Origin of the sequence: Nocardia lasii (genome assembly GCF_042658545.1) — a bacterium.
Taxonomy (GTDB): domain Bacteria; phylum Actinomycetota; class Actinomycetes; order Mycobacteriales; family Mycobacteriaceae; genus Nocardia; species Nocardia lasii.
This window is the reverse complement of the sequence record NZ_JBHSQN010000015.1, coordinates 250,302-273,384: the sequence shown is the minus strand read 5'-3', so window position 1 is coordinate 273,384 and position 23,083 is coordinate 250,302. Positions and strand designations below refer to the sequence as shown.

24 protein-coding genes are annotated in these 23,083 nt (G+C 68.5%); 11 read left to right on the top strand and 13 right to left on the bottom strand.

The window, feature by feature from the left end:
- Positions 1 to 110 precede the first annotated feature (110 nt).
- The 7 genes from yczE to ACFP3H_RS23335 all read right to left on the bottom strand — a co-directional run bounded on the left by yczE (position 111) and on the right by ACFP3H_RS23335 (position 7,092).
- A complete protein-coding gene (gene yczE / locus ACFP3H_RS23365) occupies positions 111 to 752 on the bottom strand; it encodes a membrane protein YczE (RefSeq protein ID WP_378609179.1) in 642 nt (213 codons plus the stop codon).
- A 62-nt stretch (positions 753 to 814) separates the two neighbouring features.
- Complete coding sequence (locus tag ACFP3H_RS23360) at positions 815 to 1,327, bottom strand: methylated-DNA--[protein]-cysteine S-methyltransferase (protein ID WP_378609178.1); 513 nt, start codon at positions 1,325 to 1,327, stop codon at positions 815 to 817.
- Positions 1,324 to 3,045 (bottom strand): DNA-3-methyladenine glycosylase 2 family protein, encoded by a 1,722-nt coding sequence (locus tag ACFP3H_RS23355; protein ID WP_378609177.1) that lies wholly within the window; start codon positions 3,043 to 3,045, stop codon positions 1,324 to 1,326. Before ACFP3H_RS23355 ends, ACFP3H_RS23360 begins: the two co-directional genes overlap by 4 nt.
- Positions 3,046 to 3,109: 64 nt before the next feature.
- Positions 3,110 to 3,271, bottom strand: coding sequence for a YbdD/YjiX family protein (locus ACFP3H_RS23350; protein WP_417629269.1), 162 nt, complete (start codon positions 3,269 to 3,271; stop codon positions 3,110 to 3,112).
- A gap of 110 nt (positions 3,272 to 3,381) precedes the next feature.
- Positions 3,382 to 5,631 carry a carbon starvation CstA family protein gene (locus ACFP3H_RS23345; protein WP_378609176.1) on the bottom strand — a complete coding sequence of 750 codons (2,250 nt, stop codon included), beginning with the start codon at positions 5,629 to 5,631 and terminating at the stop codon, positions 3,382 to 3,384.
- A gap of 221 nt (positions 5,632 to 5,852) precedes the next feature.
- Positions 5,853 to 6,245: a VOC family protein gene (locus ACFP3H_RS23340; protein WP_378609175.1), complete on the bottom strand. Its 393-nt coding sequence runs from the start codon at positions 6,243 to 6,245 to the stop codon at positions 5,853 to 5,855.
- Positions 6,246 to 6,249: 4 nt separating this feature from the next.
- Positions 6,250 to 7,092, bottom strand: coding sequence for an AraC family transcriptional regulator (locus ACFP3H_RS23335; RefSeq protein ID WP_378609174.1), 843 nt, complete (start codon positions 7,090 to 7,092; stop codon positions 6,250 to 6,252).
- Positions 7,093 to 7,395: 303 nt separating this feature from the next.
- Between ACFP3H_RS23335 and ACFP3H_RS23330 the strand changes: the two genes are divergently transcribed.
- The 4 genes from ACFP3H_RS23330 (at position 7,396) to ACFP3H_RS23315 (ending at position 11,535) form a co-directional block, all read left to right on the top strand.
- Complete coding sequence (locus ACFP3H_RS23330; protein WP_378609173.1) at positions 7,396 to 8,313, top strand: quinone oxidoreductase family protein; 918 nt, start codon at positions 7,396 to 7,398, stop codon at positions 8,311 to 8,313.
- A 139-nt stretch (positions 8,314 to 8,452) separates the two neighbouring features.
- On the top strand, positions 8,453 to 9,532 hold the full coding sequence (gene ychF, locus ACFP3H_RS23325; RefSeq protein ID WP_378609172.1) for a redox-regulated ATPase YchF: 1,080 nt from the start codon (positions 8,453 to 8,455) through the stop codon (positions 9,530 to 9,532).
- Positions 9,533 to 9,626: 94 nt separating this feature from the next.
- Positions 9,627 to 10,460 (top strand): hypothetical protein, encoded by an 834-nt coding sequence (locus ACFP3H_RS23320; RefSeq protein WP_378609171.1) that lies wholly within the window; start codon positions 9,627 to 9,629, stop codon positions 10,458 to 10,460.
- A gap of 127 nt (positions 10,461 to 10,587) precedes the next feature.
- Positions 10,588 to 11,535: an alpha/beta fold hydrolase gene (locus ACFP3H_RS23315; protein WP_378609170.1), complete on the top strand. Its 948-nt coding sequence runs from the start codon at positions 10,588 to 10,590 to the stop codon at positions 11,533 to 11,535.
- Between the two features lie 253 nt (positions 11,536 to 11,788).
- On the opposite strand, the gene ACFP3H_RS23310 is transcribed toward ACFP3H_RS23315, so the two are convergent.
- Entirely contained in the window at positions 11,789 to 12,391 is a 603-nt protein-coding gene (locus ACFP3H_RS23310; RefSeq protein WP_378609169.1) for a class I SAM-dependent methyltransferase, read from the bottom strand.
- Between the two features lie 121 nt (positions 12,392 to 12,512).
- Here ACFP3H_RS23310 and ACFP3H_RS23305 point away from each other — a divergent pair, with 121 nt between their 5' ends.
- Together ACFP3H_RS23305 and ACFP3H_RS23300 are read left to right on the top strand one after the other, a co-directional pair.
- Entirely contained in the window at positions 12,513 to 13,445 is a 933-nt protein-coding gene (locus tag ACFP3H_RS23305; protein ID WP_378609168.1) for a DoxX family protein, read from the top strand.
- Between the two features lie 215 nt (positions 13,446 to 13,660).
- Positions 13,661 to 13,924: a hypothetical protein gene (locus ACFP3H_RS23300; RefSeq protein WP_378609167.1), complete on the top strand. Its 264-nt coding sequence runs from the start codon at positions 13,661 to 13,663 to the stop codon at positions 13,922 to 13,924.
- Position 13,925: 1 nt separating this feature from the next.
- Here ACFP3H_RS23300 and ACFP3H_RS23295 read toward each other — a convergent pair whose 3' ends face one another.
- Complete coding sequence (locus tag ACFP3H_RS23295; RefSeq protein WP_378609166.1) at positions 13,926 to 14,249, bottom strand: hypothetical protein; 324 nt, start codon at positions 14,247 to 14,249, stop codon at positions 13,926 to 13,928.
- A gap of 19 nt (positions 14,250 to 14,268) precedes the next feature.
- Positions 14,269 to 15,036, bottom strand: a complete 768-nt coding sequence (locus ACFP3H_RS23290) for a helix-turn-helix domain-containing protein (RefSeq protein WP_378609165.1) — start codon at positions 15,034 to 15,036, stop codon at positions 14,269 to 14,271.
- A 247-nt stretch (positions 15,037 to 15,283) separates the two neighbouring features.
- Between ACFP3H_RS23290 and ACFP3H_RS23285 the strand changes: the two genes are divergently transcribed.
- The 3 genes from ACFP3H_RS23285 (at position 15,284) to ACFP3H_RS23275 (ending at position 18,040) form a co-directional block, all read left to right on the top strand.
- Positions 15,284 to 15,865 (top strand): CHAP domain-containing protein, encoded by a 582-nt coding sequence (locus ACFP3H_RS23285; RefSeq protein ID WP_378609164.1) that lies wholly within the window; start codon positions 15,284 to 15,286, stop codon positions 15,863 to 15,865.
- 188 nt (positions 15,866 to 16,053) lie between these two features.
- Complete coding sequence (locus ACFP3H_RS23280; protein ID WP_378609162.1) at positions 16,054 to 17,202, top strand: hypothetical protein; 1,149 nt, start codon at positions 16,054 to 16,056, stop codon at positions 17,200 to 17,202.
- A 130-nt stretch (positions 17,203 to 17,332) separates the two neighbouring features.
- Positions 17,333 to 18,040, top strand: coding sequence for a DUF1906 domain-containing protein (locus ACFP3H_RS23275; protein WP_378609161.1), 708 nt, complete (start codon positions 17,333 to 17,335; stop codon positions 18,038 to 18,040).
- 66 nt (positions 18,041 to 18,106) lie between these two features.
- On the opposite strand, the gene ACFP3H_RS23270 is transcribed toward ACFP3H_RS23275, so the two are convergent.
- Positions 18,107 to 18,886 carry an Rv1157c family protein gene (locus ACFP3H_RS23270; RefSeq protein WP_378609159.1) on the bottom strand — a complete coding sequence of 260 codons (780 nt, stop codon included), beginning with the start codon at positions 18,884 to 18,886 and terminating at the stop codon, positions 18,107 to 18,109.
- Positions 18,887 to 19,178: 292 nt separating this feature from the next.
- Between ACFP3H_RS23270 and ACFP3H_RS23265 the strand changes: the two genes are divergently transcribed.
- On the top strand, positions 19,179 to 20,396 hold the full coding sequence (locus ACFP3H_RS23265) for a mannosyltransferase (RefSeq protein WP_378609158.1): 1,218 nt from the start codon (positions 19,179 to 19,181) through the stop codon (positions 20,394 to 20,396).
- 3 nt (positions 20,397 to 20,399) lie between these two features.
- Here ACFP3H_RS23265 and ACFP3H_RS23260 read toward each other — a convergent pair whose 3' ends face one another.
- Positions 20,400 to 20,687, bottom strand: a complete 288-nt coding sequence (locus ACFP3H_RS23260) for a 4a-hydroxytetrahydrobiopterin dehydratase (protein WP_378609157.1) — start codon at positions 20,685 to 20,687, stop codon at positions 20,400 to 20,402.
- A gap of 22 nt (positions 20,688 to 20,709) precedes the next feature.
- Entirely contained in the window at positions 20,710 to 20,886 is a 177-nt protein-coding gene (locus ACFP3H_RS23255) for a hypothetical protein (RefSeq protein ID WP_378609155.1), read from the bottom strand.
- 125 nt (positions 20,887 to 21,011) lie between these two features.
- Between ACFP3H_RS23255 and typA the strand changes: the two genes are divergently transcribed.
- Positions 21,012 to 22,913 (top strand): translational GTPase TypA, encoded by a 1,902-nt coding sequence (gene typA / locus ACFP3H_RS23250; protein ID WP_378609153.1) that lies wholly within the window; start codon positions 21,012 to 21,014, stop codon positions 22,911 to 22,913.
- Positions 22,914 to 23,083: the final 170 nt, after the last annotated feature.

Below are 23,083 nucleotides of genomic sequence, written 5' to 3'. Positions count from 1 at the left end.
TCGGGGTGCGAAGCCTGCCGGTGCGGACACGGACCGGGAGCCTGGGGGGCGCCAAGCCTCCCGGCGCGAGTGCAGCGAGCCCGGTGAACGTGGTCGGGATCCACGGCCGATCAGCACGTAGTGGCTTGGGGCGTCGTCGGGGTCGGACGCTGGGCGGGCGTTGGCGCGAAACCGGGGAGGCGGCCGTCGATCAGCGGCACCATCAGTTGGACCAGTGGGCCGATGCCGAAGGCGTAGACCAGCGTGCCGATCCCCACGCTGCCGCCGAGGAACCACCCGGTCGTCAGCACGGTGACCTCGATGCCGGTGCGCACCGACCAGATCGGCCAACCGGTTCGCCCGACCAGTCCAGTCATCAGTCCATCGCGGGGACCCGGCCCCATCCCGGCGCCGATGTAGAGGACCGTGGCGGCCGCGTTCACCACCACCGCGACCAGCATGGCCGTCACCCGCACCCACAGGCTCTCGGCGGCGGGGATCAACCACAGGCCCGCGTCGACCGCGACCGCGATCACGATCACATTGCTGAGGGTGCCCAGTCCGGGCCGCTGCCGCAACGGAATCCACGCGAGCAACACGACCACGCCGGTGAGTGCGGTGACGGCGCCGAAGCTGAGTGGCAGGTGCGCGGCGAGGCCCTGGTGGAACACGTCCCACGGGTCCAACCCGAGCCCGGCGCGGATCATCACCGCCATCGAGGTCCCGTACAACCACAGACCGACATACAGCGCGACAAGACGGCGAGTGAGCATAGCTAACAGAATCCGCCCTACTGGACCCTGAAAAAAGATCCACTCGCGCAATACTGGCCTGATCAGCCTTCGTGCGTGAGCAACCACCGTTTGGCGTCCAACCCCCACCGGAACCCGCCGAGCGCGCCGCCGATCCGCACCACCCGGTGGCACGGCACGAACAGGGCCACGGCATTGCGGGCACAGGCGTTGGCGGCGGCCCGGGTGGCGGCCGGGCGTCCGGAGAGTCCGGCGAACTCGGTGTAGGTGACCGGCTCGCCGGCGGGGACTTTGCGCAGGATGTCCCAGGCGTGGACGAGGAACTCACCCGAGCGTTGCCGTACGGGAATCGCGTCGATGGCGGTGAGGTCGCCGGCGTGATAGTCGGTGACGGCCTGCGTCACCGCACCGAGCGAGTCCCGGAGTCGCAGTTCGGTCGGCCGCAGGGTGGCGTGGATCAGGCCGGTCAGGGTGGTCGGATCGCCGGTCCACCCGGAGGCGAGCACGGCGCCGTCGGAGTCGACGACGGCGGTGAACGGGCCGATCGGTGTATCGACGGTCGCCACGTCGGCACTGCGAACAATGTTGTCGGTCATGGTGTTTCGCTTCCTCTGCGAGAGTCGAGCTCGGTCTTCCACAGGTGCATGGACAGGTAGGAGCGCCACGGCGCCCAGCGGTCGGTGTCGGTGAGGTCGATCCCGGCTCTGGCCGCGCCGCGCCGGACCACCAGGTCGGTGTCGAGCAGGATGTCGGGATCGGCCAGCAAGCGCATGGTGACGTAGTCGGCCGTCCACGGGCCGACCCCGTCGAGCGCGAGCAGGTCGCGGCGCAGGTCGGCGGCGGTGCGACCCGAGTGCAGCACCAAATCGCCCTCGGCGATCGCCCGCGCCGCCGACACGATCGCCGCCACCCGGCGCGCGGGCCCGGTCAACACGTCGGCACCGTGCTCGGCGACCGCCTCGGCGGTCGGGAACAGGCGCGGCACCGGCCCGTCGATCGGCTCACCGAGCGCGTCGACCAGCCGCGCCACCTGCGTCGCCGCCGCCCGCACCGAGATCTGCTGCCCGATCATGGTGCACAGCAACAACTCCGAACCATCGAGACATCCCGGCACCCGAATCCCCGGCGTGAACCCTCGCGAACCCGGTGCGTCGCCGCGCGGGCCTCGGCCGGTCGGGGCGGCGGCGGAGAGGTCCGGCGCGTCGCGAGAGTCTCCCGGCTCGGTGTCTCCGGTGCGGCCACGGAGTGCGTTGTTCGCGGGCTCGCGTGCGCCTCGGCCACCGACCGTGCCGGCGGTGCCTCGGCCACCGACCGTGCCGGCGGTGCCTAGATCACCGACCGTGCCGGCGGTGCCTCGGCCACCGACCGTGCCGGCGGTGCCTAGATCACCGACCGTGCCGGCGGTGCCTCGATCACCGATCCCCAACGCCTCGTCCACCCCCAACGGGTCCGCGTCCAAGTCGAGCAGATGCCGCACTCGCGCCACCGTCGGCGCCAGATCCCGCATATCCCGCAGCGCCAGTTCGGCTCGCACATGCCCCGGCTGAAACGACAGCCGAACCGTCGCGTGCCCGTGCGGTGTCCGCAGGCCCCGCGTGTACACGCCGTCCTCCCACAACTCCATCCCCACCACGGCGTGCGCCGACAGGAACCGCGACAGCCACCCGGTGTCCAGCGGTTCGCGGTAGGGCAGTCGCAAGGTGATCACGCCCGGCGTCGCGGGCGCGACCACGTCGGTGCGCGGGGATCGCCGGATCTCGGTGCGCATGGTCGACGGACTCACCGCGAACACCTCGCGCACCGTGTCGTTGAACTGTCGAATGCTCGCGAACCCCGCCGCGAACGCGATATCCGACATCGGCATCGAGGTCGTCTGGATCAGCAGGCGGGCGGTGTGGGCGCGATGGGCCCTGGCCAGGGCGAGCGGTCCGGCCCCGAGTTCAGTGGTGAGCACCCGGGTGAGCTGGCGTTGCGAGTACCCGAGCGTGGCCGCCAACCCCGGCACCCCGGCCCGCTCGATCACCCCGTCGTCGATCAACCGCATGGCGCGCGCGGCCAGATCGGCCCGCACGTTCCACAGCGGCGAACCGGGCGCGGCGTCGGGCAGGCAGCGGCGGCAGGCGCGATATCCGGCCTGCTGGGCGGCGGCCGCGGTGGGCAGGAAGGAGACGTTGGCGCGTTTGGGGGTGATCGCCGGGCAGGAGGGCCGGCAGTAGATGCCGGTGGTGCGGACCGCGGTGAAGAACTGCCCGTCGAAGCGGGCGTCGCGGGTCGACACCGCCCGGTAGCAATGCTCGAAGTCCCATGCCGTCATGGGTTCCACCTTGGCACCCGCCACGATCGGGTGCTAGCGGAAATCGGCCACCGTTTCCGGCGGGTCAGCAGCAGCGATTGGTGGGGTTGCGGTCGGCGTCGGCATAGCGTTCGCGCCAGTACTCGCGCACCGTCGGCACGGGGTCGTCCGGGTGGTTGCGCCGATGGTGCGCGACGTAGCGCTGGTAGTCCTGACCGCCGTTGATCGCGCTGTACCACCGGCCGATACCCCGCGCGACACCCCAGATCCGGCCGAGGGGGCCCCGCGCGGCGTCGGTCGCACCGCCGCTACCGAGCGGTCGCACGGGGACGCGCCCGTCCGCGTCCCCGTGCGTACTCACGAGACGTGTGCCGATCCGGGTGCGCGCACCTTGCCCTCGGCGATCAGCGCGTCCCACTGCTTCTGCACGTCCTTCTCCGCCGCCGTGGCGACAAAACCGCTGGGGGAGAAGATCTTCGACGGCTGCTCCTCGGTCTCGCTGCTCGACACCGTGCCCGTGCGGATCGCGTGCGCGCACACCCACAGCCCGACCGCCGTGACGATCAGCACCAGCACGGCGAACACGATCGACAGGGTGCCCTGGATGAAGGTGTTGCGGATCGCGATGTCGACCTGATCGGGTTTGGCGGTCAGACAGCCCTTGCCCGCTTCCTTGGCCGCCTGACACAGACTGTGCTGGGTCCAGTAGCCGAGCTTGGGATCGTCGGAGAAGATCTTCTGCCAGGACGCGGTCATCGTGACGATCAGATCCCAGGCCAGCGGAATGCCCGGAATCCACGCCCACTTCCACTGCCCGCGTTTGACGATGATCGTCAGCACCACCGTCAGCGCGATCGCCGCGAGCAGCTGGTTGGCGATGCCGAACAGCGGATACAGCGCGTTGATGCCGCCGAACGGATCGCCGACACCCATCAGCAGCACGCTGCCCCAGCCCGCCACCACCAGCAGCGAGCACAGCCACGCGCCCACCCGCCACGACGGATCACGGAACTTCGTGAACCCGCCGCCGAAATTGCCCAGCGCGTCGGACACCAGGAACCGCGCGACGCGAGTGCCCGCGTCGATGGTGGTGAGGATGAACAGCGCCTCGAACATGATCGCGAAGTGGTACCAGAACGCCTTCATCGACGAACCGCCGAGGAAACTCGAGAACACCTCGGCAATGCCGACCGCCAGGGTCGGGGCGCCGCCGGTGCGCGAGACGATCGAATTCTCGCCCACCTCGGCGGCGGCATCGGTGAACAGGGCCGGGGTCGCAGGATCCCCGGACAGGCCGAGCGAGTTCGTGAACTTCGCGGCACCCTCGGCGGTTCCGCCGGTGAGACCGGCCGAGGCGTTCATGCCGAAGTACAGGTGCTGATCGATGATCGAGGCCGTGATGATCGCCATCACCGCCACGAACGACTCCATCAGCATGCCGCCGTAGCCGATCATCCTGGCATTGGATTCCTTGGCCAACAGTTTCGGCGTCGTGCCGGAGGAGACCAGCGCGTGGAACCCCGACAGCGCACCGCAGGCGATGGTGATGAACAGGAACGGGAACAAACTTCCCGCGAACGCGGGGCCGTTGCCGGTGTGCGCGAATTCCGACACCGCGGGCGCTTTCAGCACCGGCATGGTGATCAGGATGCCGACCGCGAGCAGCACGATCGTGCCGACCTTCATGAACGTCGACAGGTAGTCGCGCGGGGCGAGCAGCAACCACACCGGCAGCACCGAGGCGAGGAAACCGTAGGCGATCAGACACCAGGCGATGGTGGTGCGCGAGAGCGTGAACCAGTCCGCGCCCCATTCGGTTTCGGACACCCAGCCGCCGCCGATGATCGCCGCCAGCAGTAGCACGATGCCGATCGCGGAGACCTCGCCGACCGCACCCGGGCGCAGATACCGCAGGTAGACACCCATGAACAGGGCGATCGGGACGGTCATCGCGATGGAGAACACGCCCCACGGGCTCTCGCCGAGCGCGTTCACCACGACCAGTGCCAGCACCGCCAGCAGGATCGTCATGATCACCAGAATCGCCACGATCGCGGCGACGCCACCCACCGCGCCCAGCTCGTCGCGCGCCATCTGGCCGAGGCTGCGGCCGCGTCGACGGGTCGAGGCCCACAGCACGAGGTAGTCCTGCACCGCGCCCGCGAACACCACGCCGACGATGATCCAGATCGTGCCGGGCAGATACCCCATCTGCGCGGCGAGCACCGGCCCGACCAGCGGACCGGCACCGGCGATGGCGGCGAAATGGTGCCCGTAGAGCACCCGCCGGTCCATCGGCATGAAATCTTTGCCGTTGTCATAGATTTCGGCGGGCGTGGCCACGTCGTCGCGCGGCTTGGTGATCTTCCATTCGATGAACCGCGCGTAGAACCGATAGGCGATGATGTAGGTGCAGACCGCCGCGATGACGATCCACACCGCGTTCACGGATTCACCGCGCACGAACGCGACCACCGCCCACGCGATGGCGCCGACTACGGCGATCGCGGCGAACACGGCTTTTTTCACGGGGGTGATCGGGGTGCGATCGACGACGCCGACCGGAGGCAAATCCGGGTCGGTGCGCAGATATTCGATAGTCGCCATTGACTCAACTCTCCTGTACAACGCGCAGAGCCTCGAAGGAAGCTCCGACAACGTAGCCGATCGGGAACAGGCGTCGGAGAGCTTCGTGCGCAGAATGAAATTTTGTTCAGGAGGGGCCGGGTTCGGTGGGCCGAGGTGTGGTGGCATAAACGTGCAGAGAAGCGCTGATGCGGCGGATCTATGGGGTTTTGGGGGCTGAGTTGCACGAAAATGCCACCGGATCACTCGCCTCGGTAGGTGCCGAAGCTCCAGAGGTTGCCTTCGGGGTCGGCGGCGCTGAAACCGCGCGAGCCGTAGTCCTCGTCGCGGAGTTCGCGGATGATCTCGGCGCCTGCCGCGGTGGCGCGGGCGTAGAGGGTGTCGGGGTCGTCGGTGACCAGGTAGAGGGAGGCGACGCCGGGTGGGCGGGTGCCGAAGGGGGAGTCGTCGCGGCCGGTGGAGCCGAACATGATGCCGCCGCCTGCGGGCCAGCGCAGTTCGCCGTGTTCGACGATCGTGGGGTCGTCTTCCCTGGCGTAGACGGCTTTCTCCGCGAAACCGAAAGCGGTGGTGAGGAATTCGATCATCGCGCGGGCATTGTCGAAGGCCAGGCAGGGCCAGATGGTGGTAGTCATGTCCTCAGCCTCTCGTGTCGGGGGCCGCCGGGTCTTGGACGGATGGAATCTCCTCGGTCAGCCACGCGGTGGGAGCCACCCCGGCCAGTTCGGCGAAGTCGCGATTGAGGTGGGCCTGGTCGTAGTAGCCGCAGGTGGTCGCGACCTGGGCGATGGAGATATAGGAGGGGGTGCTGGTCAGCATGCGGCGGGCGCGTTCGAAGCGGATGATCCGCGCGGCCAGTTTCGGGCTGGTGCCGAACTCGGCGGTGAACTTGCGGGTCAGGTGCTGACGGGTCCAGCCGACGCGGTCGGCGAGCGGGGTGATCGGGCAGGTGCCGCCGGTTCCGACGAGAGTGCGCCAGGCCCAGGTCAATTCGGGTCCGGCAAGGGTTTCGGTGCGGGCCGCCGCGAGTAACGCGCGGTCGCAGGCGGCGAAGCGGGCAGGCCAATCCTGTTGGGACTGCACGGCATCGGCGAGTTGGTCGCCCAGCGCGCGGTGCGCTTGCGAACATTCGACCGAGACATCCCACAGTTCGCTGGCCGGCATCCCGAACAGCACCCGGCACCCCAGCGGGGTCAGCTCGATCGCGACACCTTCCTGAAAACCGTTGTGCGCGATCATCGCCGGGCTCGCCTGGAGGCCGCTCAGGACACAGCGGTAGCTGGCGGGGGCCTGGTGCGGGTCGGTCTGTTCGATCACGTCGATCGGCGGGCCGACGGCGACGATGAACGTCATGTGCCGCGACGGCAGGCCACGGTGCAGGCCGGGCGCGAAACCCGCCATCCGATAGCCCACGTACCGGTCGATGAACGCGGACAGTATCGGCGCGGGGGCCGCGGTCACCACCTCTGTGGTCGCCTCCATACGGCCCACGCTACGCCGGGAACGGCGGTGACGACCAGGTAGTTCGCTGGCCGTGCCTGCCGGCGGAAGAACGCGATGCCGCGTGCGAGTCGGGTGGGCGGTTGCCCGGTACGGATCGATCGCCGACGGGGTGTGGCATTGCCCACGCGTCCCGGCCTCGACGGTGGGGTAACCGTTCGGTGAGGGTTCTCCCCGCGTGGTCGCGGGGGCGGTGAGATTTCGCACTCGAGACCGAACGGTCTGTGAAAACGCGAGGTCAGCCGGTTAATCTGACGCCTTCGCTCAACTTATGTAGGAGGTGTCATGCGGCGGGTTCAGTACGAGCGCGGCAGTGGTTCGGAGATGCTCGAGGTCGTCGCGGCCGAGGTGCCGGTGCCCGGGGTCGGTGAGCTGCTCATTCGGGTGGAGGCCATCGGGGTCACCCTGTCGGCGATCCGCCGGATCCACGCCCAGCACGTCACCCAGTTGCGCGCCGAGGTCGCCGGTGAGGTCGTCGCGGTCGGCGACGGGGTGGACGGGTTCAGTGCCGGGTACCGCGTCGTCGGGTTGTGTACCGACGACGCGTACGCCGAATACGTGCTGCTCACCGCCGACCAGGCCTCCGCGATTCCCGACGGCGCCTCCGCCGTCGACGCCGTCGCGCTCATGCGCAGCGGGCTCGTCGCCCTCGGCGCCCTCGACACCGCCGCCCCGCGTGCGGGCGAAACCGCGCTGGTCACCGCCGCCGCCGGTGGCGTCGGACACCTCGCGATCCAGCTGGCCCGCGTACGCGGCGCGGCGTGGGTCGTCGGCGCGGTCTCCGACGAAGCCAAGTTCGACTTCGTGCGTGAACTCGGCGCCGACGAGGTCGTCACCTACGGCGAACTGCACGCCGCCAAGCAGGCCGACTACGCCCTCGACGGCGTCGGCGGCACCGGCCTTGGCGCCACCCTCACCGGCCTGGCCGAGAACGGTCGCGCGGTCACCTACGGCACCAGCGGCCTCATCGACACCGAGGACCTGCTCGCCGGCGGTAAGTCCCTGACCGGCTTCCGCATCGGCCGCCTCGCCCAGCGCGACCCCGCCCGCTACGAGGACCTGCGCCAGGAGATCTGGCAGTACTACGCCTCCGGCCTGATCCACCCCGTAGTCCACGCCGAGTTCCCCCTCGACGACGCCCCCGCGGCCCACGCCCTCATCGAACAGCGCGCCAACCTCGGCAAGGTCGTCCTCGTCCCCTGATCGTTGGACGGGTGATCACCACGCTCTCAGGTCCGTCTCGACCGGGAACGGCCGTCACCGGAGCGTGGTGATCAAGGGTCCAGGTCGGGGACCGGGCGGCGGGGGGTGCGCGGGGGGTACCGCGTAGACTTTCTTTCTCGTGAGCCTCACCCTTGGAATCGTCGGTCTGCCCAACGTCGGAAAGTCGACGCTGTTCAATGCGTTGACCAAGAACGACGTGTTGGCCGCGAACTATCCCTTCGCGACCATCGAGCCCAATGTCGGCGTGGTCCCGCTGCCGGATCCGCGTCTGGATCAGCTCGCCGGGATCTTCGGTTCCGAGAAGACCGTGCCCGCGGTGGTGTCGTTCGTCGACATCGCCGGCATCGTCAAGGGCGCCTCCGAAGGCGCGGGCCTCGGCAACAAGTTCCTCGCCAATATCCGTGAGGCCGACGCGATCTGCCAGGTCGTGCGCGTGTTCGCCGACGACGACGTGATCCACGTCGACGGCCGGGTCGACGCCGCCGCCGACATCGAGGTCATCGAAACCGAGCTCATCCTCGCCGACCTGCAGACCCTCGAGAAGGCCATCCCGCGCCTCGAGAAGGAAGCACGGGTCAAGAAGGACCGCAAGCCGCTGCTCGACGCCGCCAAGGTCGCCGAGGGCTTCCTCAACGAGGGCACCACCCTGTTCGCCGCGGGCAAGAAGATCGACGCCGAGCTGCTGCGCGAACTCTCCCTGCTCACCATCAAGCCCTTCCTCTACGTCTTCAACGCCGACGAATCGGTACTCACCGACGAGGCGAAGGTCGCCGAGTTGAAGGCCGCCGTCGCTCCCGCCGACGCCGTCTTCCTCGACGCCAAGGTCGAAGCCGAACTGCTCGAACTCGACGACGAATCCGCCCTCGAACTCCTCGAGTCCATCGGTCAGACCGAACCCGGCCTGCACGCCCTGGCCCGCGCCGGCTTCCACACCCTCGGCCTGCAGACCTACCTCACCGCAGGCCCCAAGGAATCCCGAGCCTGGACCATCCACCAGGGCGACACCGCCCCCAAGGCCGCCGGCGTCATCCACACCGACTTCGAACGCGGCTTCATCAAGGCCGAAATCGTGGCCTTCAACGACCTCGTCGAGGCCGGCTCCATGGCGGCCGCCAAGGCCGCGGGCAAGGTCCGCATGGAGGGCAAGGAATACGTCATGGTCGACGGCGACGTGGTGGAGTTCCGCTTCAACGTGTAATTCGTTGCGCCTGGGGGCAATTGAAGGAGCCCCAGGCGCATGAATTGCTTCAGAGGCGACACTGGGGCGTTCTCGCACAGGATAGCATCTGCCCATGCCCAGGGACTATGTCGCGACCGACGTGTGGGACCTGCTATCCGAACACAGGCTCGACCCGTTCCTGAAGGCTGCTGACGGCGACCGCGACGTCGCCGTCGAGCTGTACGCGTGGTCCAGCCGCACCGCCGCAGTATCTTTCGAGGTTGTCGGACATCTCGAGGTGCTGTTGCGAAATGCCCTCGATCGTGAACTCCGAACGCATTTCAACGAGGCTTCGATCGGTATTCCCTGGTTCTTGATGCCGATTCCGGATGGCGCCGACCTCTCTGAAGCGGTGGAGTCAGTCCGTCTGCGGCTGCGCCCGATGAACCGTGAGTCACGAAACCAGATCGTTGCTGGTCTCAGCTTCGGCTTCTGGTCAGGGCTGCTCGGTCGCAGATACGAGCAACTGTGGCGTGACTGCCTCTACCGGGCATTTCCGAACTCGTCAGGTCAGCGCAAGCAACTGGCGGTCGCGGTTGAAGGCGTACGAAAGTTTCGAAACCGACTTGCTCATCACGACAGCCTGCTGAATGTCGACGTTCCATTCGAGATTCGGCGAGTTCTCGCGGTCGCGGGTTTCATAGATTCATCGGCTGCCAAGTGGTTGCAGCAGGTGAGCACAGCAATGGACCAGTACGCGCGACGTCCCGTAGCCGTCGCCGACACGGCGGTTGTCGCCGCAAGGGACGCATGGCCGCTCTACCAGCAGTCCTACGCGTATGTGTGCCGCCAACTCGTTGATCCTCTGCCGCATGTAGGCGTTGGCCGTGGCTCCGCGTTCACCCAGCGGCAGCGCTACGTGTCGCTACATGCGCTGGAGACCTCGGACAGCACCGAAGATCTCTAGGGGGCGGCACCAAGGTGGGGTTCCGGGCACCCTTCGGGGGTGGGGGATCAGTACTCGGGGGTCTGATATCGGCGGGCGATCGGGCGCAGAGTTGATGGTGTCAGCGTAGGCGCACCCGGAGGTTCCGATGTCGATCATCAGCACTGTTGTCCGATCGGGGGAGCGTCGTGTTTCGGTGACGGCCGGGGACGGGGTGGAGCTCGCGGTTCGGGAGTATGGGGCTCGGGGTGCGGGGGTGACGGTGGTGTTGGTGCATGGGCATTGTCTGCGGGGCGAGTCGTGGACGGATGTGCGGGATGCGCTGGTGCGGGCGCATTCCGGGGCCAAGGTTGTTTGCTATGACCATCGGGGGCATGGGGAGTCGGGGGCGGGGGCGCGGCGGAGCTACAACCTCGAGCAGCTCGGGCGGGATCTGCATGATGTGCTCGCGGTGGTGGCGCCGACCGGTCCGGTGGTGTTGGTCGGGCATTCGATGGGTGGGATGACGGTGTTGACCTATGTCGAGCAGTACCGGCACGAGGTGGGGGCGCGGATCGTGGGGGTCGGGCTCATCGCGACCGCCGCGAGTGGGCTGGCCGACGCGGGGTTCGGGCGGCTGCTGCGCAATCCGCTCATCTCCGGGTTCCAGACGGCGGTGCGGTGGGCGCCTCGGGTGATGCAGCGGGCGAAGGTGTTGTCCTGCAAGGTTTTCGCGCCGGTCGTGCGGGCCGCCGAGTTCGGTGATCGCCAGGTCAGCGCGCGTGTTCTCACCCTGGCGGCGGCGATGCACAACGCGACCTCGATCGTCACGATGGCAGGGTTCCTGAGCGCATTCAAGACCTTCGACCGCACGACCGCGCTGGATGTCCTGTCGACCGTTCCCACCCTGATCCTGTGTGGGTCCGCAGACCTGATGACGCCCCCGTCGCACTCGATCGCGATGGCCGCCGCCGTCGACTACGCCGACTACGTGCAGATCGAGGGCGCGGGCCACTCGGTCATCCTCGAACAGCCCGGCGAGGTCGCCGACGCCATCACCCGCCTGGTCGACCGCGCGAACCGCGCCGACCAGAGTGAACTGGCCCTCGCTGCCTGACCCAGCCCCGCCTGGTGCCTGCGCGAACCGTGCTGACCAGGGTGAACTGGTCCTCGTGGCCTGACCCGGCCCCGCCTGGTGCCCGCGCGAACCGTGCCGAGCGGTGCGAACTAACCCGCGCCTCCTGACTCCGTCCCCTCCCCGATAATTGCCGGCTGTATGCCGCTCGAACACCGCGACAGCGGTCATCGACACCAGTGATCTCACACCCATGGAATCCGCTGATCATGTCGTGGCCGCGGTCTGCTGTCGCTCAGGTCGATGACTTGCCGACTGCCAGCGCGAGGTAGCCGCGAACATCCCCGGCGCCGGGATGGTGGAGGCGGGCGAGTTCGGTGAATCCGGCGTTGTGGAGAGTTTCGACGAGGTCGTCGGGCGACCAGCGGTAAGCCGTGGTGACCTTGTGCGGGAAGGGCTCGGTGGTGGTGGACTCGAAGAAGCCGAGCACCAGCCGACCGTCGGGCGTGAGGACACGGTGGAACTCGGCCAGGACCTCGGGCAGTTCGGCAGGCGGCAGGTGGATGAGGGAGAACCACGCCAGGATCGCCGGAACCGACGCGGTGGGTGCGGACAGGGAGCGCAGGGAGCCGACTTCGTACGGGATGCCCGGATATGTCGACCGGGCGTGGGCGATGAATTCGGGGACCATGTCGATGCCGGTGGCGGGGATGCCCGCGTCGGTGAGGAATTTGGTGAAGTGGCCGGGGCCGCAGCCGAGGTCGAGGACGGGGCCGGGGGACAGGTGGGTGCGGGCGAAGGTGGTGTCGGCGGGGGCGAGGACATCGAGGTGACCGCAGACCTCGATGTAGAGGCTGTGCAGGGTCGAATAGGCGGCGCGAACGGTGGGGTCGGACACCCGATCGACCGTACTCACCGGGCGGGGCATGCCCGGTCTCGTCCACCGTTTGTGATCGCGGGACCCGGGTAGTCGAATGAGGGGAGCCGTTTTCCCAGTCGTAGACACGAAGGGATCGACGATGCCGATCAAACCTGTTCGACGCATTGCTCGCGCGCTGCTCGGCACCACATTTGTGGCCGCCGGAGTGAACGGGCTGATGAACCAGAAGCCGCGGGCTGCCGCAGCGAACGCACTCGCGGAGCAGGGGCGCAACGCCCTGCCGGATTCGCTGGCGGCGCGGGTGCCCGACGACCCGACGCCGTATGTGCGGATCAACTCCGCGGCGCAGGTTGTCGGCGGGTTGCTGCTGGCCGGTGGGTGGGCGCCGCGACCGGCCGCGCTCGTGCTCGCCGCGACCGTGGTGCCGGGCACGGTCACCGAACAGGACTTCTGGGCCGAGAACGACCCGGACCGGCGCGCGGCCAAACGCGTGGGGTTCCTCAAGGATCTCGGCCTGCTCGGCGGGCTGATGATCGCGGCGGCCGACACCGAGGGCAAACCGTCGCTGGCCTGGCGGGCGCGTAAGGCGTTCTCGCGGGAGGAACCGCGCATCGCGGCCGAGGGGGCGGCGATCGCGGCCGCGGCGAAGGTGCGCGGCCACCAGATCGCCGATGTCGCCCACGAGCAGAGCGCGCATCTGGCCGAGGTCGCCAAGGAACGTGGACCGCAGATCGCCGAGGCGCTGCGCAATCGCAGCGCGCAGCTGATCGAGGTCGCCAAGGAACGCGGCCCGGAGGTGGCCGAGGCCGCGCGTGCCAAGGGCGCCCATTTCGCCGAGGTCGCCAAGGAACGCGGCCCGGAAGTGGCCGAGGCCGCCCGTGCCAAGGGCGCCCATTTCGCCGAGGTCGCCAAGGAGCGTGGCCCGGAGATTGCCGACGCCGCCCGCGAACGGGGAACCCAGCTGGTCGATGTCGCGCGCGAGCGTGGCGCCGAAGCCGCCGAGGTGGCTCGCGAGCGCGGTGCCGAGCTGGCCGATGCCGCGCGCGAACGCGCCGACAAGCGCGCGTCCTGATCGATCCGATGCCCCGATAATTCTGGTCTGGTGGCCGGACGCGCTGTGGCGCACCATAAATGCGGGGTCGGGCACACCGACGAACTCACCGAGCTTGCCTGCTCTTCGGAGTAATACTTACGAATCGGGCTGGCTCGGTGAGTTCTGGTGTACTACTGGGAATTCGCAGTGCTTTTCGACAGAGTGGGATTCAGTTGATGTTGTCCGGCCGTGCAGTGTCCACCTCGTTCGCCGTCCGATCCGCCGTGGTGGGGGCCGCGGCCGTGATCGCACTGTCGGTCTCCGCGGGAACCGCTGCGGCACTTCCGGTTTCGGGTTCGGCCGCGTTGGCTACGGGTTCGGCCACCGGCTCGGCGGAACTGGCCTCGGGGTCGGCGTCGAGTTCGGTTCCCGCCGCCGGTGCCTACCTGAGCTGGCAGGCGTCGCAGTTCATCAGCAACACCCTGCGCCTACTGCTGTCGGTGCCGCAGCGCCTGTAGGTCATTTCCAGGTCTGTTCCCAGCGCTCGGCCGCCCAGTCGCGAACCTCCCCGCTCACCACGATCGCGGGCAGCAGCAGGGCGAAGCCGATCAGCAGCAGGGCCAGCCGCAACCAGACGCCGAGTTCGCCGAGGGCGCGCAGCAGTGCGGGCACTAGGCACAGCACCGCCAGGACGCCCAGCGCGATCGCCGCGAATTCGTGTGCGGGACCGGCGATCAGCGCGGCGCAGGTGCCGAAGCACAGGCCGAGAACCAGGCCGCCGACACCGACGAAGTAGTTGTTCCAGGCGAGCCGGCTCGGGCGGGGAGACCGGTGAGTGACCACGCGGCGCAGCCTAGCGCGCTCACCCGTCGGTCTGTGGCCGTCTCGGGGCTTTGCGCGGCCGCTCCGGGCGGGGCGAGTACACGACCAGCGACCAGTCCCGGCGCGGCATCAGCGACGCGCCGAGGGAATGGATCGACATGGTGGTCACCTCGCCGGTGCGCGGGTCGCGGCAGCGCACCACCGGGTCGTCGAGTTCGTAGGTGGACTCGGGTTCGGTGGTCCACAGGCGCTCCCACTCGGGCGCCCGCGAGCACAATTCGACGAGCTCGGCGATCCGCGCCTGCGTCTCCAACCCGGGTCCCATGACGCGAAAAGCGTAGGCGCACAGGTGAGTCTGCTGTTCCCAGTCGACCAGGACGGTCTTGGCGCGCGGGTCGAGCAGCATCCAGGCGAGCATGGAGTCGCCCACTTCCAGCCCGGGGAACAGCCGCCGCCACGCGGCGTTGTCGGCGGCGATATGGAATGTCGGGTGCAGTTGCAGGCTGGCGGGATGGCTGATTCCGTCGACCAGGGCCTGATCCGTGCGGCGCACCAGCGTGGGTGGGGCGGGGTCGTAGCGGTCCGCGAGCGAGAGCGACACCAGGTGGTCGCGGATCATCTCGGGTACGGCGAGCGCGGTGAACAACGCGGTCAACGCCTCGAGGGTGGGCATCCGGGTGCCCTGCTCGATCTTCTGGATCAAACCCGGTGAGATGCCGGCGGACTCGCTCAGCGCCGCCCTGGTCATTCCGGCGGCCTCCCGTCGCTCGCGCAGGTAGCGCGCGATCGGCGCGCGGGGGTTCTCCACCTGGTGACCCTTTCGGTGATCGGTACAGATTGGGACAGTCGTCTAGCTTGACCGAGAGTAAAGGGTTCGCAAAACTCATCCCCACCGGGCAGGTCGCCGGAGGGGACGACACGTACTCGCGTACGCGTCGAGCGCGCGGGACTTCCGGGTGGCGCAGGGGGCCATCCGGAATGTTCGAGAATCCGGGAACCGAACGGGCTTTCGATTCGTCCTATAGGGCAGAAGGATGAACCGGAACGGGGGGACGATGACGCAAGTGGAGCAACGACCGGGACGCCGCGCGTCCTGGTTGGTCGGTATTTCGGGCGTGTTGGCGGCGACGGCGGTGGTCGTGGTCGGTTTCGTGTGGTGGCAGCACGACTGGGGCGAGCCGTTCCCCGCGCTCGACAGCGAACGCCTCGACGAACAGCAGATCGCGCTGGTGCAGGTCCTGCGCCGCGAGTACGAGCAACCCGGCGACGGCCCCAAGTACGCCGAGGGCGTGCGCGAGGCGTGGTGCGCCGATTTCGTCAGCTGGACCATGCGCGAGGCCGGCAGACCGCTGGCGAACCCGAACTCCGGTTCCTGGCGCATTCCCGGGGTCTACACGCTGCAGGAGTACTACCAGCAGGTCGGGCGTTTCACCCCCGCCGATGTCGGCTACCGCCCGCGCACCGGTGACGTGGTCCTCTACGGCCCGAACAGCCCGCTCGGCCAGCACACCAACATCGTGCTCACCGCCGACGGTGACTCGATCACCACCATCGGCGGCAACGAGATGGGCTCGGTGCGGGTGCGCACCATCGTCCCGGCCGAAACAGCCGATCTGGTCGGTTATGGCCGATTCTGAAATCTCTTGTCGCTCAAGACAACTGCGATGATCCTGGACGGCGGTACCACGCCGCTACCCGTACCATGGAACCTGCGGCGCCCGGCAGCGCCGTCCTCGGCTCCTCCGTCCTGCTTCCCCCTCATCGGCAGGACGGGGGAGTTGTGCCACCAGCAGCCGATGCACGCTCGTCCCGTACGGTGTCCGATGTGCGTGTGAAGGTGGACGAGGCGTCACGACGCGACCCGGTATGGATCGACTACGCCGACTTCGGTGAGCGGTTCGTCACCTACGCGGTGAACGAGGAGCGCATCACCGCGGCGGTGTCGGGGATGACCGGGCGCGGCGTCAAGATCGGACCGTTCTCGCTCGGACCGGCCGGACTGGCCGGTTTCGTCGCCGAGGGCGCTCTCGGCACGCCCGTGGTGACCCGCTCACCCGGTGACGCGCTGAGCTTCGGCGTGCGGGTCCCGCTCACCCTGGCGGTGAAACTGGTGCTCGGCGGTCGCAAACTGCGCCTGGCCGCCGTCGTCGAGATCGGGCTCACCCTGCACGCCCGCACCGCCGCCCCGCTGCTGGTGGTGATCGACGTGGCCCCGGTGACGGCCAAGGACGTGAGCTTCACGCTGCGCGCCGAGGCCATCGACGCGGCCTGGGAGATGCTGCTCGACCCGATCGCGGGCCTGGTGCAGCGCGAGGTCGCCAACCGGGTCAATGCCATCGTCGGCGATCCGAAGGTGCGCTCGGAGCGGGTGTTCGACATCGAGGCGATCCTCGACGGCTACCGCTCACCGCACCGCAACGACACCGTCTTCGACTGGATCGACTATCGCGAGTTCGGGCTGCGGTTCTTCACCACGATCGTCACCCGCGACCGGGTGGCCGGGGTCGTCTCGCAGATGGCGGGCAGCGCGATCGAGGTGGGTCCGCTGGCCGAGGGGCCGCGCGGGGCCGCGACGGTGACCGTGCGCGGCTCGATCGAGCAGCCGCGCGTGGTCGACCGTGGGCTCGGTGAGCCCGGCGAGCTGCGGGTGTTCGATATGACGCTGCCGGTCGGCCTCGACATCACCGTCGATGTGTTCAAGGCCAACGAGTACCGCGCCGACCTGGAGATTCCGCTGGTCCTCACGGCGCGGGCGGCCGAACCGCTGCTGATCGTGATCGACGTGCCCCCGCCCGCGCTCGAGGACATCTCGCTGGAGTTCACGGCCAAGGGCCTGCGCGCGAAGACGCTGGGTCGACTGGCCGGGATCAAGAAGCAGGTGGTGGCGCAGGTGGTGGCGGTGGTCAGCACCGAGCTGGCCGATCCGACCGGGCGCACCATCGACGTGGGCGCGGCGATCGACGGCGCCACCTGACCCCTGTGACTCGTGGGGCGAATGTTGCTGTTGGTTCTGGCGGTTCCCCTGGGGTTGTGGTGCAATGAGTCGCTCGGTCTGAAAGGCACGCTTACCGGTTGATGGTGGGGGCTGCGCGAAGGAGCCTGCGATGCGTTCTGTTCCGGTGTCCCGGCGGAAGTTCTTCGGATTCGCCGCTGCGGCAACAACTCTCGGAGTCGGGCTGGCCGCCGCGCCCGCCCGCGCCCAATCCTTCGGCACCATGGTCGATTACGCCGCGGGCGTGCCGTCCGCCGCCGCCATCGCCGCGGCCGGGCATATCGGGGTGATCCGGTATGTGTCCGACCGTCGCCCGGGGGCGGAGTGGATGGAGGGTAAACCGCTGCTGGCCGCCGAGGTGGAGGACCTGTGGGCCAACGGGTTGTCGATCGTGTCGAACTACCAGTTCGGCAAGGGGCCGACGGCGGACTGGCGCGGCGGATTCGCGGCGGGTCAGCGGCACGCCGAGCGCGGCTGGACCCTGCACGCCGAAGCCGGCGGTCCCGACACCGCCCCGATCTACGCCTCCATCGACGACAATCCGTCGCAGTGGGAGTTCGACGAGATGATCGCCCCCTACATCGAGGGCTGGGAGTCGGTGCTCGGCTCCGACCTCGTCGGCATCTACGCCAACGCCCCCACCATCGACCGCGCCCTCGACGCGGGCCTGGGTTCCTGGTTCTGGCAACACAATTGGGGTTCCAATGGTGTCATCCACGACTCGGCTCACCTGCACCAGTTCGAGATCGACAAGCGCTCGATCGACGGCATCGGCGTGGACCTGAACCGGGTCTTGGCCGAGGACTACGGCCAGTGGTGACGGTCGCGTGAACGAAGCGAGCCCGGTCTGTTCACGAGGAACGGACCGGGCTCGACTCGGAGAAATCTAGACCGTGAAGAAACCGAGCGTGGGCATGAAGGTGCAGGTGCGCGGGGCGTCACCCTCGGCGGCGGTGGTGAGCGAACCCGACACCACCGCGACCACGCGGCCGTGACCGGTGCTGGCGATGGCCGACAGGGTGGCCGGGCCGCCGGGGTTGATCTTGGCCTCGTCGGTCAGCGTCTGGATCGCCGACTGGCGGGTGTCGAGGTTGAGCCACTGCACCGTCATCGGCGGGTTCTGCTCGCCGGTCGGCGCCTTGGTGCCGAGCGCGGTGAACACGAAACCGGCCTGACCCGCGGCGACCCCGGGCGGGGGCAGCTGCGCCGGACCGGCGACCGCGAGCGCGGTGCCGACCGAATCGGCGCCGTCACCGATGCAGCCCTGGCCGATCGTCGGGTACAGGAACTGCGCGATGGCCGGGCCGTCCTGCGGGAGTTCGGGTCCGCCGCCGCCGCTGCCGTCGAGGAAGGTGATGATCCGCTCGAGGGTGGACTTGATGGCGGGCGGCAGATTCAGGGTGTTGAGCAGGGCGCGCGCCTGATCCAGCAGGGCGCTCTGCGGGCTCGCGACATCGGCCGGGCCGGCGATGAGACCGGCGACGGCGGGCGCGAACGCGGCCAGCGCGTCGACCGGAACTCCCTCCGGCACCATCGGGACGCTGATGGCGGCCGCCTTGGGGGCGGGCGCGGGAGCGGCGATAGTCGATGCGGGCGCGGCGAGCATGGCGCCTGCCGCGAGGGCGAGAGCGGTCGTTGCGATCCGCGATCCTCGGCTACGAAGCACTAGTCCAGCCGTCCTTACCTCGGTGATGCGATGGGCGAAGGTGTGTCGACCCCTACATGTCGGGGGTCACTCTAAGGACATCGTCGCCGTGTTGTACAGCCGCCGGGCCCGAACCGGGCACCGACCGAACCAAGTGCATCGACGCTAGCCCGCTGCGGCGTTACTCCTGGGGATGTTGATGCAACTGTGACCAGTGGTGTTTCTGGGATAGGCCCGGAAACCCGCCGCGCCGATCGCGAATTAGACTCACCTCCGTGGCGTGACGCCTCCCCATTCGACTGAAAGCCTGGCTGTGAACCGACACCTCCGATGGGCTCTCGCGCTGCTCGGACTGTCCGTGCTCGCCCGGCTGGCCTGGATGCTCTTCGCCCCGAACGGGCTCAACGTCGTCGACCTGCACGTCTACGTGGACGGTTCGGCCTCGCTGCTCACCGATCGGCTCTACGACTTCACCTACTCGGAGGTGACGCCGGACTTCCCGCTGCCGTTCACCTATCCGCCGTTCGCCGCGCTGGTGTTCTTCCCGCTGCACTATCTGCCGTTCACCCTGGTCGCGATCGGCTGGATGCTGGCCACGATCGCCGCCCTCTACGGGGTGATCAGGATCAGTTTCGAACTGCTGCTGGGCGCGGAGACGGCCAAGGAAACGAAGTGGATCACCGCGGCGGTGGGCTGGACCGCGCTGGGCGTGTGGCTCGAGCCGGTGCGCACCACGATCGACTACGGCCAGGTCAATGTGTTCCTGGTGTTCGGCGCGATGCTGGCCGTGCGCAGTACGCGCTGGTGGATCTCGGGCACGCTCGTCGGCCTGATCGCCGGAATCAAACTGACCCCCGCGATCACCGGCCTGTATTTCGTGGCGCGGCGCCGGTGGGCGACGGTGCTGTGGTCGGCGGCGGCGTTCGGGTTGACCGTGGCGGTCAGCTTCGTCATCAACGCCCACGAGGCGAAGCGCTACTTCGGCACCCTGCTCGGGGACGCGGATCGGATCGGCCCGGTGGGGTCGGTGTGGAACCAGTCGCTGCGCGGGGCGCTGAGCCGGATCCTCGGCTACGACGTGGAGTCGGGGCCGTGGTGGATCGCGGCGGTGCTGCTCACGGCGGTGTTGGCGCTGCTGGCCTGGCGCACCCTCGGCCCCGACGACCGGCTCGGCACGCTGGTGCTGGTGCAGCTGTTCGGGCTGATGATCTCGCCGATCTCCTGGTCACACCACTGGGTGTGGTTGATCCCGACCGTGCTGTGGCTGCGCTACGGTCCGCTGCGCGGCGAGCGGGTGGCGCGGATCTTCGCCTGGTTCTGGGTGCTGACGATGCTGGTCGGCGTGCCGTGGGTGCTCTCGTTCGCCCAGCCCGACATCTGGACGATCCCGCGCCCGTGGCCGCTGGCCTGGCTCGGCGCGGTCGACGTGCTCGGCGTGTTCGCCCTGCTCGGCTGGCTGGTCTGGCACGGTCGCGACACTCTGCGCGCGCGACTGCCCGGCCGCCGCGCGGTCGAGCTCGCGAAGGGCTGAGGCTCAGTCGACGATGCCGTCGATGGTGTGCGCCAGCGCGGTGTCGAGTCCGGTGAGCCCGCCCGCCGAATGCGTACTCAACGTGAATCGCAGTGTGCGCCAACGAATGTCGATATCGGGATGGTGATCGGCCGCCTCGGCCGCGGCGGCGACCTTGCGGACCAGCGCGATCCCGTCGAGAAAACTCGGTGCCTCGACGGTGCGGGTGATCGCGTCACCGGCGCGCGACCAGGCGGGCAGCGTGGCCAGCGCGATGGTGAGTTCGGGACCGGACAGCAGTGGAGTACCCATACTCACGTTGTACGCCTCGTCACTATTTCTGCCGCGCCAGCTTCAGCGCCTTCTTCAGATCTTTACCGCTCGTTCCGGCGGCCTCGGCCTTCTGCATCCGCATGATGACCACGGGACATTTGAAGCAGCGGGTCTTCTTCCTGCAGCACTTTTTCTTCGGCTTCAGGCTCGATACCTTCTTCGCCTTCACCTTGCCCATGGGCCTCAGCGTAGTCCCAGTACAAAGCCTGATACGCGAACGCCGCCGGGTAACCGGTAGGGTGTAACAGGCCGCGATGCCAGATGAATGCGCGCCAAATACATCAACAGCAGGAGGATTGAGGCGTGTCGTCTTCACGCGATTTTCGCAACGTCGCCATCGTGGCCCACGTCGACCACGGCAAGACGACGCTGGTTGACGCCATGCTTCGTCAGTCGGGCGCGTTCGCTGAGCGAGCCGAACTGGTCGATCGAGTCATGGACTCCGGCGATCTGGAGCGCGAGAAGGGCATCACCATTCTCGCCAAGAACACCGCGGTGCACCGGCACCACCCCGACGGTTCCGTCACCGTCATCAATGTGATCGATACCCCCGGCCACGCCGACTTCGGTGGTGAGGTCGAGCGCGGCCTGTCCATGGTCGACGGTGTCGTGCTGCTCGTCGACGCGTCCGAGGGCCCGCTGCCCCAGACCCGCTTCGTGCTGCGCAAGGCGCTGGCCGCCAAGCTGCCGGTCATCCTGGTCGTGAACAAGACCGACCGTCCCGACGCCCGCATCGGCGAGGTCGTCTCCGAGTCGCACGATCTGCTGCTCGACCTGGCCTCCGACCTCGACGACGAGGCCGCCGAAGCCGCCGAGCTCGCGCTGGACCTGCCGGTTCTCTACGCCTCGGGCCGTGAGGGCAAGGCGTCCAAGGAGCAGCCCGCCGACGGTTCCGCGCCCGACGCCGAGAACCTCGACGCGCTGTTCGACGTGCTCATGGAGTACATCCCGGCGCCCAAGGGCAACCCGGAGGGCCCGCTGCAGGCCCACGTCACCAACCTCGACGCCTCGGCGTTCCTCGGCCGTCTCGCGCTGGTCCGCATCTTCAGCGGTGAGCTGCGCAAGGGCCAGAACGTGGCCTGGATCAACGCCGACGGCGCCAAGACCGTCAAGATCACCGAGCTGCTGCAGACCGTCGGTGTCGAGCGTCAGCCGGGCGAGGTCGCCGTCGCCGGTGACATCGTCGCGATCGCCGGTATCCCCGACATCATGATCGGCGACACCCTCGCCGACGTCGACAACCCGGTCGCGCTGCCGCGCATCACCGTCGACGAGCCCGCCATCTCGGTGGTCATCGGCACCAACACCTCGCCGCTGGTCGGCCGGGTGCAGGGCCACAAGCTGACCGCGCGCATGCTCAAGTCGCGGCTGGATCAGGAACTGATCGGCAACGTGTCGCTGCGCGTGCTCGACATCGGCCGTCCCGACGCCTGGGAGGTGCAGGGCCGCGGTGAGCTGGCGCTGTCGATCCTGGTCGAGCAGATGCGCCGGGAGGGCTTCGAGCTCACCGTCGGCAAGCCGCAGGTGGTCACCAAGCAGGTCGACGGCAAGACCCACGAGCCGTTCGAAGAGCTGACCATCGACTGCCCCGACGAGTACCTGGGCGCGATCACCCAGCTGCTGGCCGCCCGCAAGGGCAAGATGGTGCAGATGAGCAACCACGCCGCCGGCTGGGTGCGCATGGAGTTCATCGTCCCCTCGCGTGGCCTGATCGGCTTCCGTACCGTGTTCCTCACCGAGACCCGCGGCACCGGCATCGCCAACGCCGTCTCCCACGGTTACGCGCCGTGGGCCGGTGAGATCCGCGCCCGCCACACCGGTTCGCTGGTGTCGGATCGCGCGGGCACCGTCACCCCGTTCGCGATGATCCAGCTGGCCGACCGTGGTCAGTTCTTCGTCGAGCCGGGCGCGGACACCTACGAGGGCATGGTCGTCGGCATCAACCCGCGTGCCGAGGATCTCGACATCAACGTGACCCGCGAGAAGAAGCTGACCAACATGCGCAGCGCCAACGCGGACACCTTCGAGACCATGGCCAAGCCGTTGCAGCTCGACCTCGAGCTGGCGATGGAGTTCTGCACCGAGGACGAGTGCGTGGAGGTCACCCCCGAGGTGGTCCGCGTGCGCAAGCTCGTGCTCGGCGCCAATGAGCGCGCCCGCGACCTGTCGCGTCGCAAGGCCCGCGACAAGGCCGCCGCGAACTAACGGCTGAACGACGAGTGGGGCGGTGCTACGGCACCGCCCCATTTTCGCGTTTGCGAGCCTGTGCGGGTTGGGCCCGCCTTGGTCTGGACTGAGTGGAGGGTGCGACGAAGGAGTACCCGGAGGGAGGGAAGACCGAGGCTTCGGGGGCCCAACCCCGCGGCGCCAGCCGC

What these genes read in the sequence shown, in the direction of transcription:
- ACFP3H_RS23355 (WP_378609177.1), bottom strand. Translation starts at nt 3,045, where the DNA reads ATGACGGCATGGGACTTCGAGCATTGCTACCGGGCGGTGTCGACCCGC.
- ACFP3H_RS23320 (WP_378609171.1), top strand. Translation starts at nt 9,627, where the DNA reads ATGCCCAGGGACTATGTCGCGACCGACGTGTGGGACCTGCTATCCGAA.
- ACFP3H_RS23360 (WP_378609178.1), bottom strand. Translation starts at nt 1,327, where the DNA reads ATGACCGACAACATTGTTCGCAGTGCCGACGTGGCGACCGTCGATACA.
- ACFP3H_RS23340 (WP_378609175.1), bottom strand. Translation starts at nt 6,245, where the DNA reads ATGACTACCACCATCTGGCCCTGCCTGGCCTTCGACAATGCCCGCGCG.
- ACFP3H_RS23315 (WP_378609170.1), top strand. Translation starts at nt 10,588, where the DNA reads ATGTCGATCATCAGCACTGTTGTCCGATCGGGGGAGCGTCGTGTTTCG.
- ACFP3H_RS23260 (WP_378609157.1), bottom strand. Translation starts at nt 20,687, where the DNA reads ATGGGTACTCCACTGCTGTCCGGTCCCGAACTCACCATCGCGCTGGCC.
- ACFP3H_RS23330 (WP_378609173.1), top strand. Translation starts at nt 7,396, where the DNA reads ATGCGGCGGGTTCAGTACGAGCGCGGCAGTGGTTCGGAGATGCTCGAG.
- ACFP3H_RS23335 (WP_378609174.1), bottom strand. Translation starts at nt 7,092, where the DNA reads ATGGAGGCGACCACAGAGGTGGTGACCGCGGCCCCCGCGCCGATACTG.
- ACFP3H_RS23275 (WP_378609161.1), top strand. Translation starts at nt 17,333, where the DNA reads ATGCGTTCTGTTCCGGTGTCCCGGCGGAAGTTCTTCGGATTCGCCGCT.
- ACFP3H_RS23345 (WP_378609176.1), bottom strand. Translation starts at nt 5,631, where the DNA reads ATGGCGACTATCGAATATCTGCGCACCGACCCGGATTTGCCTCCGGTC.
- ACFP3H_RS23305 (WP_378609168.1), top strand. Translation starts at nt 12,513, where the DNA reads ATGCCGATCAAACCTGTTCGACGCATTGCTCGCGCGCTGCTCGGCACC.
- ACFP3H_RS23285 (WP_378609164.1), top strand. Translation starts at nt 15,284, where the DNA reads ATGACGCAAGTGGAGCAACGACCGGGACGCCGCGCGTCCTGGTTGGTC.
- yczE (WP_378609179.1), bottom strand. Translation starts at nt 752, where the DNA reads ATGCTCACTCGCCGTCTTGTCGCGCTGTATGTCGGTCTGTGGTTGTAC.
- ACFP3H_RS23255 (WP_378609155.1), bottom strand. Translation starts at nt 20,886, where the DNA reads ATGGGCAAGGTGAAGGCGAAGAAGGTATCGAGCCTGAAGCCGAAGAAA.